The following is a 15,830-nucleotide window of genomic DNA, read 5'->3' on the forward strand; positions in this document are numbered from 1 at the left end:
TCGCGAGATCACCGCAGCGACAACGGAATCTCCGCCGCGAGGTGGGTGAGCTTCTCCGGATTGCGGACGTAGTAGAGCCCGGCGATCAGCCCGTCCTCGACCCGGGCCGCCATGATGCCGTCGAGCTCCCCGTCCAGGCGCAGCAGCAGCGCCGGATTGCCGTTCACCACGGCCGCTTCCACGGTGAGCGTCTCCCTGGTGTGCCGCAGGCCGACGGTGAGGTAGCGCAGCACCTGCGCGGCGCCGACGACCGGCCGCAGCGCGGCCTGTTTGAGCCCGCCGCCGTCACCGATCACCACCACGTCGGGGGCCAGCATGTCCAGCAGTCCTTGCAGATCCCGGGTCTCGAGCGCGCGCTGGAACGACGCCACCACCGCGCGGGTCTCGGCGGCCGAGACCACCCCGCGCGGGCGGCGGGCGTCGACGTGGCGGCGGGCGCGGTGCGCGATCTGCCGGACCGCCGCCGGAGTCTTGCCGAGCGCGGCGGCGATCTCCTCGTAGTCGATGTCGAACGCCTCGCGCAGCACGAACACGGCCCGTTCGGTCGGTCCGAGCGTCTCCAGCACCAGCAGCAGTGCCATCGAGACGCTCTCGGCCAGTTCGACGTCCTCGGCCACGTCGGGTGTGGTCAGCATCGGTTCCGGCAGCCACGGCCCGACGTAGGCCTCCTTGCGGCGGTTCAGGGTACGCAGCCGGTTGAGCGACTGCCGGGTGGTGATCCGGACCAGATAGGCGCGCTGATCGTGGACCTGTTCCTGGTCGACGTCGGCCCAGCGCAACCAGGTCTCCTGGAGGACGTCCTCGGCGTCGGCGGCCGACCCGAGCATCTCGTAGGCGACGGTGAACAGCAGGTTGCGATGGGCGACGAAGGCCGCGGTGGCCGGGTCGGCGGGTTGGTCGGGCACGGTCGGAATCCTCGTTGCTCGTGCTCGGCCGGTCAGAACCGGCCCCAGGCGATGAACGCCGCGAGCGCGAGATACGACAGGTTCAGCGCCACCAGCTGGTACTGGCCCAGCCGGCCGTGGGTGACCATCGCGCCGACCATCAGCAGTACCCAGCACACGGCCGTCACCGGCACCAGCACCGGCGCGACCTGCACCAGCGCGGGCAGGATCAGACCGGCCGCGGCCAGCAGTTCGACGACGCCGAGCGCCTTGACGAAACCGGCCCCGGCGGCGGCGGTCCATTCCCCGCCGTGGGCCGCGGCCAGCTTCGCCTTCGGCACGAACGTCTTGGTGACGCCGCCGGTCAGGGCGACGGTGGCCAGCAGTCCGGCGGCGATCCAGAGGGCGATGTTCACGATGTTCTCCTTCGCTCGGTTCGCCATGGAGACACCGCGATGTCACGCGCCGTGACAGCGTATGACGCGGATCACTCCAGCTGGAGGGTGGGCGCGTACATGTCCACCCAGGTGTGCAGGTCGATGACGTGGTCGAGCCCGACGCGCACGTACGGATCCAGCCGCGCCGGGTCGAGGGTGATCACGCGCGCCACCCAGTTCCGGTCGATCAGGTCGAACACCGGCGAATCCGGCTGTGCCAGCACCTCTCCGGCCCGTCGTTGCCGGGCGGCGGCATAGCCCGGGTCCTGGGTGGCGGATGCGGACTCTTGACGGATACCGTTGCGGCTCACCGTGATCAGCGTGCCCGGCAGCACCTCCGACATCCCCGCCACAGCGCCCAGCCGGGCGCCTCGGTGACGGCGAACAGTTCCCGCAGCCCGTCCAGGTCGACCGTGCGGGGTGCGAGCGGATCGGCCAGGATCGCCTTCGGCTCGGAGCCGAAGAGCACCCCGTCGCGGGTGGGGAAATGGAGCCTCCGCAAGTTGTTGGCTACAGCAACTATGCGTAACTCCGTTGTAACGCGGCGTGATTCGAACGCAGCCTGGTGAAAGTGCTACGCGCATCGGCAAATTGACGGCAATCGAGGAGGCCGGCCGGTGTCCACGCAGGGAGGCGCGGGTTTCCGGCGGCGAGGCGCCGGTGGGTCACCCTCGAATTCCGTTTCGCGGCAAGGTTGTCCAGTCCCCTGAACGGTCCGTTCGGAAATGTCCGATTCGGGCGGGTCGGCGGGCCGCCCGCGCGGCATGCCGGAGTTGCCGTAAATTGCTGGATCCGCGTCGTACGGTAGGAAACATGTTCACCATCAGCGACCCGAAGGTGCGCGAATTCCTCACCGAGGGCACCCGCACCGCCAAACTTGCGGTGACGGCGGCCGACGGGCGGCCGCTGATCAATCCGGTGTGGTTCTTCCTCGACGGGGACGACCTGGTGTTCAACACCGGCAGGGGCACCGCGAAGGGCCGGGCGCTCGCCCGCGATCCGCGGGTCGCCCTGTGCGTCGACCTGGAGGCGCCGCCGTACGGCTATCTACAGATCCAGGGTGTCGCCGTCCTTTCCGAGGATCCGGCGGAACTGCTGCGGACCGCCACGGCGATAGGCGGCCGCTATATGGGGGCCGGGCGGGCCGAGGAGTTCGGCCGCCGCAATGCGGTGCCCGGTGAGCTGGTGGTCCGGGTGCGGCCGGAGAAGATCCTCGGCGGCTTCAACATGACCGGGTAGCCGACCGGGGGGTGGCACGGGCCGCCGGGCCGGGTGAATACACTGCGGACACTCCGGCGGCCGGGTGCAGGGAAGGACTCGAGAATGACCGTGCATTTCATCGGGGCGGGCCCCGGCGCCGCCGACCTGCTCACCGTGCGGGCGGTGAATCTGCTCCGCGACTCGCCGGTCTGCCTGTACGCGGGCACCTATCTCGACCCGGAGGTGCTCGCGCACTGCGCCCCCGGCGCCGAACTCGTCGACACCCAGCACCTGGATCTGGACCGGATCACCGAGTTGCTGGTGCGGGCGCACGGCGAGGGTAAGGACGTGGCCCGGCTGTGCTCCGGCGATCCGTCGCTGTATTCGGCCCTGACCGAGCAGACCCGGCGACTGGACGCCCGGGGCGTCCCGTGGGACGTCACGCCGGGTGTGCCCGCCTACGCGGCCGCGGCGGCCCTGCTGGGCGCCGAGCTCACCGTGCCGGAACTGGTGCAGTCGGTCGTGCTGACCCGCACGCAGGCGCGGTCCACGGCGATGCCGGAGTCGGAGGCGCTGGGGAACTTCGCCCGCACCCGGGCGACCCTGGTGCTGCATCTGGCGATCACCCGCATCCGGGTGCTGGCCGCCGAACTGGTCGCCGAGTACGGCGCCGACTGCCCGGCCGTCGTGGTGTACCGGGCCAGCCGGCCCGAGCAGCTGATCCTGCGCGGCACCCTGGCCGACATCGCCGATCGGGTGGAGTCCGCCGGACTACGGCAGGCCGCGGTGGTGCTCGTCGGGCGAGCGCTGGCCACCACGCCGATCTGCGCCGAATCTCACTTGTACGACCCTCGCCGCGAACGTCACACCCTGTCCGGATGACGGCATCCGGGCAGGTCGGAACGCTCGGGCGGAGTGTCCGAATCGGTTGCCGTACTCGGAGTTTCGGCTATCTTGTCGCGAAGACCGGCTATGATGCACGTCGGCTATGAACCTTCCGCTTTGAAACCCGTGTGGGGACGGTAGATTGGTCCGGTGGTCAGCAGCAACGTTCAGCGAGTGGTCTATCCGTGGCCGTCGGGCATGGTCGGGCCGATGTAACGGGACCGGTCCGTGGGGCGGATACGTCCTATGAGCGTTTTTGTCTGATTGAAATTCGAAGTGTGTCCCGAACGCGGGCGCCACGCTGGTACAGGTGTGCGTCGCTGTCGGTGTGCCATTGGGGAGCGCCACGCGGGTGTTCCGGAAGCGAGGTTGACGGTTGGACCGGCTGGATTTCGGCGGAAACGGCGAAGCTGGCAACGAGGTAACCACGCCGGTTTCGGGGGAGGACCTCTTCCCGCTGTCGCCGGCGCAGCTCGGTATCTGGTATGCCCAGCATCTGGATCCCGAGGTGCCGATCACCATCGCGCAGTATGTGGATCTGCGTGGTGCGCTCGATGTGGAGGTACTCAGTCGCGCCGCGCTGGACACCTCGCGCGAGCTCGGGTCGGGGTTGCTGCGGATCGTCGAGCGCGACGGTGAGCCCTGGCAGTACGTGGACGTCGGCTTCGACGATCGGGTCGGGTATGTGGATCTGCGCGGGGAGTCGGATCCGGAGGCCGCGGCCCTGGCATGGATGCGCGCGGAGTACGGCCGCCCGCTCGATGTGCTGTCCGATCGGCTGATCCGATCGGTGGCCTTGCAGTTGACCGAGGATCGCTGGTTCTGGTACCTGCGGGCCCATCACATCGCGATGGACGGTTTCGGCGCGATGGTGAACCTGCAACGCATCGCGGAGCGGTACACCGCGTACGTCGCGGGCGCGGAGGCCCCGGCCGCGAAGATCTCCGGGCTGCGGTCGCTGGTCGAGGGCGAGCTGGCCTACCGCGACTCGTCGCGGTTCCGGTCCGATCGCGACTACTGGGCGCAGAAGGTGGCCGGGCTGGAGGCCGGATCGGGCCTGACCGGCCGGTCCGCCCCGCCCGCGGCGGCCAACCGGGTGGCGTCGGCGGCGCTGTCCGAGGGCTCGCACGCGGAACTGGACGCGGCGGTGGCCCGCTTCGAATCCTCCCCGGCCGGTTTGCTGATCGCGGGTTTCGCGGCGTATCTGGCGCAGTGGACGGGCGCCGAGGAGGTGATCCTGAGCCTGCCGGTGACCGGCCGGGTCACCGCGGCCATGCGCCGCGCCGGCGGTGCGACCTCGAACATCGTGCCGCTGCGGCTGCGGGTCGGCTACGCCACCACGATCGCCGAACTGCTCGCGCAGGTGCAGGTCGAGGTGTCGGGGGCGCTGCGGCATCAGCGCTACCGGCACGAGGACATCCGCCGCGACGCCGCCGGTGACGGCGTGGTGTCGACGGAGTTCTTCGGCCCGTGGGTGAACATCATGCTCTTCCACGACGAACTCACCCTGGGTGAGCTCTCGGGCCAGATGCATGTGCTGTCGACCGGATCGATCGAGGATCTGGGCGTCAACTTCTATCAGACCGAGGGTGGCACCCGTACCCGCATCGACTTCGAGACCAATCCCAACCTCTACAGCGAGACCGAGACCCGCGACCACCACGCCCGTTTCCTGGACTTCTTCGAGCGCTTCCTCGGTGCCGAGCCCGGGCAGCCGGCGTGGGCGCTGCCGATCGCCACCGAGTCCGAACTCGACCGCACCCTGGCGGCCTGGAACGATGCCGACCACGAGGTGCCCGCCACCACGCTGCCGGCGCTGCTGAGCGAGCAGATCCGGATCGGCCGGGACCGCGTCGCGCTCGAATTCCAGGACGAGACCCTCACCTACGCCGAGTTCGGTGCCCGGGTGAACCGGCTGGCCCGATTCCTGATCGCCGACGGCGTCGGCCCGGAATCGCTGGTGGCGCTGGGCATGCGGCGGTCGGTGGATCTGGTGGTCGGCATGCACGCCGTGCTGCACGCCGGTGGCGCCTACGTGCCGATCGATCCGGACCATCCCGCCGAGCGCACCGCCTACATCCTCGACGGCGCCGATCCGGTGTGTGTGCTCACCACCAGCGGCGACGGCCTCGAATTGCCGGACACCGTGCGTCGCGTGGAACTGGACACGCTCGACGTATCGGAATTTTCCGATGCACCGGTGACCGATGCGGACCGGCTCGCGCCGCTGCGGCCGGACAACACCGCCTACGTCATCTACACCTCGGGCTCGACCGGCCGCCCCAAGGGCGTCGCCGTCACCCACCACGCGATCGTCAACCAGCAGCTGTGGATGATCGACGAGTACGCGCTGACCGCGGGTGACGTCTATCTCCAGAAGACCGCCACCACCTTCGACGTCTCGCTGTGGGGCTACTTCCTGCCGCTGCTGACCGGCGCGACCCTGGTCGTGGCAGATCCGGACGGGCACCGCGACCCGCTGTACGTCGCGGACATGATCGAACGGTACGACGTCACCATCACCGACTTCGTGCCCTCGATGCTGACGGTGTTCACCGCGCACGCCACCGTCTCCCAATGCGCTTCGCTGCGTGCGGTGTTCGTGATCGGTGAGGCATTGCCGCCGGAGACCGCGGCGGCGTTCCGGGCGATCTCCATCGCCGGACTGCACAACCTCTACGGTCCGACCGAGGCCGCTGTCTCGGTGACCTATTGGGAGGCAACGGAAGCCGATACGGTCACGGTGCCGATCGGTGTTCCGGAATGGAACGTCGAAGTCTACGTGCTGGATTCGCGGCTGCGTCCGGCCGCGATCGGCGCCCCCGGTGAGCTCTACCTGGCCGGGCGGCAGCTGGCCCGCGGCTATCGGGGCCGCGCGGACCTGACCTCGGACCGGTTCGTCGCGAATCCGTTCTCCGACAGCGGCGAACGTATGTACCGCACCGGAGATCTGGTGCGCTGGAACGATTCCGGCGCCATCGAATACATCGGCCGCACCGACTTCCAGGTGAAGTTCCGCGGCCAGCGCATCGAGCTCGGCGAGATCGAGACGGTGCTGCTCGCGCATCCGGCGGTGAGCCAGGCCGTGGTGCTGGTCGCCGACACCGCCACCGGTCAGCAGCTGGCCGCGTATGTCGTTCCCGGACCGGGCTTCTCGGCCGACCCGGCCGATCTGACCCGGTTCGCGGCCGGGCAGCTGCCCGCCTACATGGTGCCGGCGTCGGTCATGGTGCTGGACGCGTTCCCGCTCAACACCTCCGGCAAACTGGACCGGAAGGCGTTGCCGGAACCGGTGTTCAGCGCCGACGCCGCCGGTTACCGGGCGCCGCGCACCGCGGCGGAGGAGATCGTCGCCGGCGTGTTCGCCGATGTGCTCGGCCGCTCCCGGGTGGGCGTGGACGACAACTTCTTCGACCTCGGCGGCAACTCGCTGGTCGCCACCCAGGTGGTGGCGCGGATCTCGGCCGCCTTCGGCATCCGGCTCGGGGTGCGGGCCCTGTTCGAGACCCCGACCGTAGCCGGGATCGCGGCGCGGGCGGAATCGGCCTCCCCGGCGACCGAGACCCGGCCACCGCTGGTCGCACAGCGGTTGTCCGGCACCGCAGCGCCGGCGCGGATGCCGCTGTCGCTGGCACAGCAGCGGATGTGGTTCCTCAACCAGTTCGATCCGACCGTGCCGACCTACAACCTGCCGTTCGTGGTCCGGCTGCGCGGTCGCGTCGACATCGAGGCGCTGACCGCCTCGCTGTACGACGTGGTCGAACGCCAGGAGGCGTTGCGCACCGTGTTCCCGGAATCCGGCGACGGTGGCTTCCAGCAGATCGTGCCGATGGACGAGGTCGATCTCGGCGTCGACGTGCTGCCGATCACCGAGGCCGAATTGCCGGGCACCCTGGCCGAATTCGCGTCCGGCGGCTTCGACGTGACCAGCGAACTGCCGATCCGGGTCCGGGTCTACCGGATCGCCACCGAGAACGGGCACGGCCCGGACTACGCGGTCGCCTTCGTGGTGCACCACATCGCCGCCGACGGCTTCTCCTTCGGGCCGCTGGCCCGGGACGTGACCGCCGCCTACCTGGCCCGCGCGGCCGGTGAGCTGCCGGCCTGGCAGCCGTTGCCGGTGCAGTACACCGACTTCAGCCTGTGGCAGCGGCAGGTGCTCGGCTCCGAGGACGATGCGTCGTCCATCGCCGCGCGCGAGATCGCTTACTGGCGTGGGGCTCTCGCGGGGCTGCCGGATCAGCTCGACCTGCCGTCGGATCGCCCGCGTCCGCCGGTGCAGAGCTTCCACGGTTCCCGGACCACCTTCGAGATCGACCCCGAGATGCACGCCCGGCTGTCGGGCCTGGCCCGGGGCCGCGGCGTCACGGTCTTCATGGTGCTGCACTCGGCGCTGGCGGTGCTGCTGGCCCGGCTGTCGGGCACCACCGACATCGCCATCGGCACCCCGGTCGCGGGTCGCGGCGAGCAGGCCCTCGACGACCTGATCGGCATGTTCGTCAACACCCTGGTGCTGCGCTCCGAGGTCGACGGCGCCGAATCCTTCACCGAATTCCTGACCCGTCTCCGGGATACCGATCTGGCCGCGTTCGCGCACGCCGACGTGCCGTTCGAGCGGCTGGTGGAGGTGCTCAACCCGACCCGCTCCCAGGCCCGGCACCCGCTGTTCCAGGTGATGCTGTCGTTCCAGGAACTGTCGCACGCGACGCTGCGCATGCACGACCTCGAGGTCACCGCGGACGAACTCGAGGTCGACATCGCGAAGTTCGATCTGCAATGGACGCTGACCGAACAACACGGCGCCCAGGGCGAACCCGCGGGCGTCTCGGTGGTGATCTCCTATGCCACCGATCTGTTCGACGCCGCCACCGTCGCCGAATTCGGCCGCGGCTATCTGCGGGTGCTCACCGACGTGCTCGCCGATCCGGACGCCCGGGTGCGCGACATCGAGATCATGGACGCCGCCGAGCGGTCCACGATCCTGGAACAGTGGAACCGCACCGCGCACGAACTGCCCCCGGTCACCACCGTGCTCGACCTGTTCGAGCGGCAGGTGCGGGTGCGGCCCGGCGCGACCGCGCTGATCTTCGATCCGGGCGAGCGCTCCGGCGGTGAGTACGGCCCCGCGGCCGAACTGACCTACGCCGAATTCTCGGCCCGGGTGAACCGCTTGGCACGCAAGCTGATCGCCGACGGCGTCGGCCCGGAATCGCTGGTGGCCGTGGGCATCCGGCGGTCGCTGGACATGCTGGTGGCGATCTACGCCACGCTGGCCGCCGGTGGCGGCTATGTGCCGATCGATCCGGACCATCCGGCCGAGCGCACCGACTACGTGCTGCGCAGCTCGAATCCGGTGTGCCTGTTGACGACTCGTGCCGACGAGGTCGACACGCAGCTCGACGGCTGCCCGGTGGTGTACCTGGACGAGCTGGACCTCGGTGCGGACAGCGACTATTCGGACACGCCGATCGCCGCCCGGGAACGACGCGGGCACCTGCGCGCGGACAACACCGCCTACGTGCTGTACACCTCCGGTTCCACCGGCCGCCCCAAGGGCGTCGCGATCCGGCACGCCGCCGTGCTCAACCAGATCGCCTGGATCACCGCCGAATACGGCATCGACGACACCGATGTGGTGTTGCAGAAGACTCCGGTCACCTTCGACGTGTCGGTCTGGGAGTTGTTCGGCAGCCTGGCCGTCGGCGCCCGCCAGGTGATCGCCGCGCCCGACGGGCACCGCGATCCGATGTACCTGTCCGAGATCATCGGACGGCACCGGGTCACCCTGACCTCGTTCGTCCCGTCCATGCTGTCGGTCTTCGCCTCCAGCGCCTCGGCTGCCGAAAGTTCTTCGCTGCGTGCGGTTCTGGTCGCCGGTGAGGCGCTGCCGCCGGCGATGGTGGCGGCCTTCCGCAAGTTCTCCGCCGCGGCCGTGCACAACCTGTACGGGCCCACCGAATTCACCGTGCACGCGACGGCGGCGGCGATCACCGAGGCGGTGCCGGCCACGGTGCCGATCGGCCGTCCGGTCTGGAACGCACAGGCCTACGTGCTGGACGAGGGGCTGCGGCCGGTGCCCGCCGGGGTGCCGGGTGAGCTGTATCTCGGTGGCGCACAGGTGGCCCGGGGCTATCACGGCCGCCCCGATCTGACCGCGGAACGATTCGTGGCCGACCCGTTCGGCGCGCCGGGCAGCCGGCTCTACCGCACCGGCGACCTGGTGCGCTGGACCGGGAACCGGTTCGCCGGCGCGGCCGCCGGGGCGGCGGGCGTGCTGGAGTACATCGGCCGCACCGACTTCCAGGTGAAGTTCCGCGGCCAGCGCATCGAACTCGGCGAGATCGAGACCGCGCTGCTGGGCCACTCCGCCGTGAACCAGGCCGCCGTGCTGGTCATCGACACCGTGGCCGGCGATCAGCTGGTCGCCTATGTGGTCACCACGCCCGGCCCGGTCGACCTGGACAACATCAAGGCCGCCCTGCACCGCACGCTGCCCGCGTACATGGTGCCGTCGGCGATCGTGGTGCTGGAAGCCTTCCCGCTCAACGCCTCCGGCAAGCTGGACCGCCGCGCATTGCCCGCGCCGGTGTTCGAGGTGCGCGAATTCCGCGCTCCGACAACGCCGATCGAGGAGATCGTGGCGCAGATCTTCGGCGAGGTGCTGGGGATCGTCCGCGTCGGCGTCGACGACGACTTCTTCGAACTGGGCGGCAATTCGCTGATCGCCACTCAGGTCGCGTCACGGCTGGGCACCGCCCTGGACACCCGGGTGCCGGTGCGGATGCTGTTCGAGGCCAGCACCGTCGCGGCGCTGGCCGCGCGCATCGAGTCGCACGCCGGCGACGGCGCCCGCAAGGCGCTGGTGGCCCGGCAGCGGCCGGAGGAGGTGCCGCTGTCGCTGGCGCAGCAGCGGATGTGGTTCCTGAACCGCTTCGACAACGGCAACGCGGTCAACAACATTCCCGTCGCTATTCGGTTGTCGGGTGAGTTGGATGTGGCGGCGTTGCAGGTGGCGGTGATCGATGTGATCGATCGTCATGAGTCGTTGCGGACGGTGTTTCCGGAGACGGGGAATGGTCCGGTGCAGGTGGTGTTGGATGCGGCGCAGATTGTGCCGGATTTGACGCCGGTGCCTGTGACGGAGGGGAATTTGATCGATCATCTGGTCGAGTTGGCGTCGATGGCGTTCGATGTGACCAGTGAGGTGCCGTTGCATGCGCGGTTGTTCGAGGTCAGTGAGACCGAGTTCGTGCTGGGGATGGTGGTGCATCATATTTCTGCTGATGGCTGGTCGATGGGGCCGTTGGCGCGGGATGTGATGGTGGCGTATGCGGCGCGGACGTCGTGGGAGCAGCCGGCGTGGGCGGCGTTGCCGGTGCAGTATGCGGATTATGCGTTGTGGCAGCGGGAGGTTTTGGGGTCGGAGGCTGATGGGGGGTCGTTGATTTCGGGGCAGATCGCGTATTGGGGGGCGCGGTTGGCGGGGTTGCCGGATGAGTTGGTGTTGCCGTGGGATCGGCCGCGGCCGGCGGTGGCGTCGTATCGGGGTGGGACGTATCCGTTCGTGGTGCCGGCGGAGAGGCAGCGGCGGTTGCTGGAGTTGGGGCGGCGGCATAATGCGTCGTTGTTCATGGTGATGCATGCGGCGTTGGCGGTGTTGCTGGCGCGGTTGTCGGGGACGTCGGATATTGCGGTGGGGACGCCGGTGGCCGGGCGTGGGGAGGCGGCGCTGGATGATTTGATCGGGATGTTCGTCAATACGCTGGTGTTGCGGGTGCCGGTGGAGCCGGGTGCGGGGTTCGCGGAGGTGCTGGCGGGGGCCCGGGATGCGGATTTGCATGCGTTCGCGCATGCGGATGTGCCGTTCGAGCGGTTGGTGGAGGTGTTGAATCCGGCGCGGTCGCAGTCGCGTCATCCGTTGTTTCAGGTGATGTTGACTTTTCAGAACACGCGGCAGGCGTCGCTGGAGTTGCCGGGGTTGCGGGTGTCGGGGGTGGAGTACGACTCGCGGTTGGCGAAGTTCGATGTGCAGTTGACGTTGCAGGAGGTGGTGGACCGTCACGGGGAGGTGGCGGGGATGTCGGCGGAGTTCTCGTATGCGCTGGATTTGTTCGACGAGTCGACGATCGCGGGGTTCGCGGGGCGGTTGGATCGGATTCTGGCGGCGGTGATCGCGGATCCGGACGCGCCGGTGGGGGATATCGATGTGTTGTCCCCGGATGAGCGGGAGCGGGTGCTGAGGTCGTGGAACGACACCCGGTATGCCCTGCCGGGTGCGCCGGTGCTGCCCGCTGGTGGTGGTAAGCGTTCTCGTAAGGGCGGTAAGGGTTCTCGTGGCGCGGTGTCGGTGCTCGGGCCGGAGACGCTGGTGTCGTTGTTCGCGCAGCAGGCCGTGGCGACGCCGGAGGCGGTGGCGCTGGTGTTCGAGGGTGAGCAGCTCAGCTATGGGCAGTTCGCGGCGCGGGTGCATCGGCTGGCGCGGCGGCTGGTCGTGCTGGGTGTGGGTCCGGAAACTCTTGTCGCGGTGGCGATGCGGCGTTCGCTGGATCTGCTGGTCGCGGTGTATGCGACGCTGGAGGCCGGTGGCGGTTACGTCCCGCTGGACCCGGACCAGCCCGCCGACCGCATCGACTACGTCCTGCACACCGCCCGCCCGGCAGCCGTCCTGACCACCGTGGGCGACGATTTCGTCACCGGTCACAACCTCCCGGTCCTGGAGATCGACGCGCTCGACCTGAGCTCGTATTCCGATGTCCCGCTGGAGGATTCGGAACTCACTCAGCCGCTGCGACCGGCCCACACCGCGTACGTGATCTTCACCTCGGGTTCGACCGGCCGTCCGAAGGGTGTGGCGGTCACTCATGCGGCGATCGTGAACCGCTTGTTGTGGATGCAGCACGAGTATCCGTTGACGGCTGCGGATGTGGTGTTGCAGAAGACTCCCGCGACCTTCGATGTGTCGGTGTGGGAGTTGTTCTGGCCGTTGGAGGTCGGTGCGAGTCTGGTGGTCGCGCGTCCGGACGGGCATCGGGATCCGGTGTATCTGGCGCGGGTGATCGCCGAATACGGTGTGACGACGGCGCATTTCGTGCCGTCGATGTTGTCGGTGTTCGTGTCGGCGTTGGATACCGCGGCGGCGGAGGTGTCGGCGAGTGGTCTGCGGCAGGTGTTCGCCTCCGGTGAGGCGCTGCCCGCCCCCACCGCGCAGCGGTTGCGGGAGTTGACCGGGGCCCGGTTGCACAACCTGTACGGCCCCACCGAGGCCGCCGTCGACGTCACTTATCACGAGGTCACCGGCAGCGACACGGTGGTGGTGCCGATCGGTCGTCCGATCTGGAACACCCGCGTCTATGTCCTCGATGCCCGCCTGCACCCCGTCGCTCCCGGTGTACCCGGTGAGTTGTATCTGGCGGGTGTGCAGTTGGCTCGTGGCTATCTCGGGCGGGCGGATCTGTCCGCGGATCGTTTCGTGGCCGATCCGTTCTCCGTGACCGGGGAACGCATGTACCGTACCGGTGACCTCGTGGCCTGGACCGCTGATGGTGAACTGAACTATCTGGGTCGCACCGATTTCCAGGTGAAGCTGCGGGGCCTGCGGATCGAGTTGGGGGAGATCGAGTCCGCGTTGCTGGGGCAGCCGGGGGTGGCGCAGTCGGTGGTGGTGGTCAGGCACGACCCGCACACCGGTGACCAGCTGATCGGGTACGTCGTGCCGGAATCGGGTGTGACGATGCCACCCGAGACGGTGAAAGCGGCGGTATCGCGGCATCTTCCGGCCTACATGGTCCCGGCCGGGATCGTGGTGCTCGACGAGTTCCCGCTCAACGCCTCCGGCAAGCTCGACCGGAAGGCCCTGCCCGCGGTCGAATTCGCCGCGCGCGGGTTCCGGGCGCCGTCGACGCCGATCGAGGAGATCGTCGCCGGAGTCTTCGCCGATCTGCTCGGCGTGGCCAGGGTCGGCGTCGACGACGACTTCTTCGAACTCGGCGGCAACTCGCTGGTCGCCACCCAGCTGGTGGCGCGGCTGTCGGCGGCGTTGCGCACCGAGGTCGGGGTGCGGGCGGTGTTCGAGGCCCCCACCGTGGCGGCCCTGGCCGCCCGCGTCGAATCGCATGCGGGAGCCGGTGTGCGGCAAGCGCTCACCGCGCGCCCGCGGCCGGAACACCCGCCGCTGTCGCTGGCGCAGCAGCGGATGTGGTTCCTCAACCGCTTCGACGCCGGATTCGGCGACACCGGATCGGCCGCCACCGGACTGCCGGGCGGCTCCGCCACCGCTGCCTCCTACAACATCCCGGCGGCCGTACGCCTGTCCGGCGCACTGGATCTCGCCGCGCTGCGCGCCGCGATCGCCGATGTGGTGACCCGGCACGAGACGCTGCGCACCGTCTACCCGTCGCACGACGGCATCGCCTATCAGCAGGTACTGCCGTCCGGCCGGGCCATCCCGCGGCTCGACATCGTCGAACTCACCGGCGCCGACCTGCTGCCGGCGATGTACGAATTCACCGGCCGCGGCTTCGATGTCACCGAGCAGACGCCGGTCCGGCTGCGGCTGTACCGGCTCGACGCGACCGAACACGTGCTGGTCGTCGTCGTGCACCACATCGCCACCGACGGCTTCTCGATGGCGCCGCTGGTGCGCGATCTGATGACCGCGTACATCGCGCGCACCGCCGGCTCCGAGCCGGGCTGGGCGCCGCTGCCCGTGCAGTACGCGGATTACGCCCTGTGGCAACGGGACACCCTCGGATCCGAGGACGACCGGCGCTCGCTGATCGCGCAGCAGCTGGCCTACTGGCAGGAGGCGCTGGCCGGCCTGCCGGACGAACTGCGGCTGTCCACCCGGCCGCGGCCCGCCGTCGCCGGTTACCACGCCGGGACCTACCGGTTCCAGATCCCCGGCGACCTCATCGATGCGCTCAACCGGGTCGGGCACGCGCACGGCACCACCCTGTTCATGGTGGTGCACAGCGCCTTCGCCGCGCTGCTGGCGCGACTGTCCGGCACGGACGACATCGCCGTCGGCATCCCGGTCGCGGGCCGTGGTGAGCGGGCCCTCGACGACCTCGTCGGCATGTTCGTCAACACCCTGGTGCTGCGCGCCCGGGTCGACTCCGGCGCGAGCTTCGCCGAACTGCTGGCCCAGGTGCGCGAACAGGACCTGCGGGCGTTCGCGCACGCGGATCTGCCGTTCGAACGCCTGGTGGAGGTGCTGAATCCGGCCCGTTCGCAGGCGCGGCATCCGCTGTTCCAGGTGATGCTGTCGTTCCAGAACCTCGGCCGCACCGCCCTGGAACTGCCCGGTCTCGCGGTCACCGCGCTCGACATCGACCAGCCGGCCGCGAAATTCGATCTGCAACTGACGCTGAGCGAGACCGACGGCAGCGGCATGTCCGGCGAACTCGTCTACGCCGCAGACCTTTTCGACGCCGACTACGCCGCCATCTTCGCCGAGCGATTCCTGCGGATGCTGGACGCGGTCGCCTCCGATCCGACCGAATGCGTCGGCGATCTGCCGCTGCTGGACGACCTCGAACACGCGCTGGTGCTCCAGCAGTGGAACGACACCGAATTCCCGCTGGACGCGGCCCTGCCGTCGGTGTCCGACGACGCCGCCGCCACCCTGGTCTCGCTGTTCGAAGCGCAGGTCGCGCGCAGCCCCGAGACGCCCGCGCTGACGTTCGAGGGGACAACTCTGTCCTACGCCGAATTCGCCACCCGGGTGCGGCAATTGGCCCGCTGGCTGATCGACGAGGGCGTGGGACCGGAATCGCTGGTGGCGCTGGGCATGCGGCGCTCGCTGGATCTGGTGATCGGCATGTACGCGGTGACCGCCGCCGGTGGCGCCTACGTGCCGCTGGATCCGGACCATCCGGCCGAGCGCATCCGGTACATCCTCGACACCGCCGCGCCGGTGTGCGTATTGACCTCGGGCATGGGCCTTTTCGCCGATGCCGCCGAGGATGCCGGAGTGACCGAGGTCCGCATCGACCGGCTGGACCTGTCGGACCACTCCGACACCCCGCTGACCGACGCCGACCGGCGCGCCCCGTTGCGCCCGTCGAACACCGCCTACGTCATCTTCACCTCCGGCTCCACCGGACGGCCCAAGGGCGTCGCCGTCGCGCACGACGCGATCGTCAACCGGCTGGTGTGGATGCACGCCCAGTACGGGCTGGCCGCCTACGACGTGGTGTTGCAGAAGACCCCCGCCACCTTCGACGTGTCGGTGTGGGAGTTCTTCTGGCCCTTGCAGGTCGGCGCGCGCCTCGTGGTCGCGCGGCCGGACGGCCATCGCGACCCGCTGTACCTGGCGGACCTGATCGTCGCCGAACGGGTCACCGTCGCGCACTTCGTGCCGTCGATGCTGGCCGTCTTCGTCGCCGCGGGCCCCAAGGTCGCCGAATGCACCAGTCTCACCAAC

At 69.3% G+C, this 15,830-nt stretch carries 7 protein-coding genes; 3 read left to right on the plus strand and 4 right to left on the minus strand.

Annotated elements, in window-relative coordinates; all coding sequences use genetic code 11:
• Positions 1-8: 8 nt before the first annotated feature.
• The 4 genes from LBW94_RS36630 to LBW94_RS36645 are packed head-to-tail and all read right to left on the minus strand — an operon-like array spanning position 9 to position 1,823.
• Positions 9-905, minus strand: a complete 897-nt coding sequence (locus LBW94_RS36630) for an RNA polymerase sigma-70 factor (protein WP_225058337.1) — start codon at positions 903-905, stop codon at positions 9-11.
• A 32-nt stretch (positions 906-937) separates the two neighbouring features.
• A complete protein-coding gene (locus LBW94_RS36635) occupies positions 938-1,327 on the minus strand; it encodes a DoxX family protein (protein ID WP_225058336.1) in 390 nt (129 codons plus the stop codon).
• 44 nt (positions 1,328-1,371) lie between these two features.
• On the minus strand, positions 1,372-1,665 hold the full coding sequence (locus tag LBW94_RS36640) for a hypothetical protein (protein WP_225058335.1): 294 nt from the start codon (positions 1,663-1,665) through the stop codon (positions 1,372-1,374).
• Positions 1,638-1,823 (minus strand): hypothetical protein, encoded by a 186-nt coding sequence (locus LBW94_RS36645; RefSeq protein ID WP_225058334.1) that lies wholly within the window; start codon positions 1,821-1,823, stop codon positions 1,638-1,640. Before LBW94_RS36645 ends, LBW94_RS36640 begins: the two co-directional genes overlap by 28 nt.
• Before the next feature lie 311 nt (positions 1,824-2,134).
• Here LBW94_RS36645 and LBW94_RS36650 point away from each other — a divergent pair, with 311 nt between their 5' ends.
• The 3 genes from LBW94_RS36650 to LBW94_RS36660 all read left to right on the plus strand — a co-directional run.
• Positions 2,135-2,560, plus strand: coding sequence for a PPOX class F420-dependent oxidoreductase (locus tag LBW94_RS36650; RefSeq protein ID WP_225058333.1), 426 nt, complete (start codon positions 2,135-2,137; stop codon positions 2,558-2,560).
• A gap of 84 nt (positions 2,561-2,644) precedes the next feature.
• Positions 2,645-3,403 carry a precorrin-4 C(11)-methyltransferase gene (cobM, locus tag LBW94_RS36655; RefSeq protein WP_225058332.1) on the plus strand — a complete coding sequence of 253 codons (759 nt, stop codon included), beginning with the start codon at positions 2,645-2,647 and terminating at the stop codon, positions 3,401-3,403.
• A 379-nt stretch (positions 3,404-3,782) separates the two neighbouring features.
• The coding region (locus LBW94_RS36660; protein WP_266273006.1) for a non-ribosomal peptide synthetase at positions 3,783-15,830 on the plus strand (12,048 nt) is incomplete at its 3' end.

Origin of the sequence: Nocardia sp. alder85J (assembly GCF_020176955.2) — a bacterium.
Lineage (GTDB): Bacteria > Actinomycetota > Actinomycetes > Mycobacteriales > Mycobacteriaceae > Nocardia.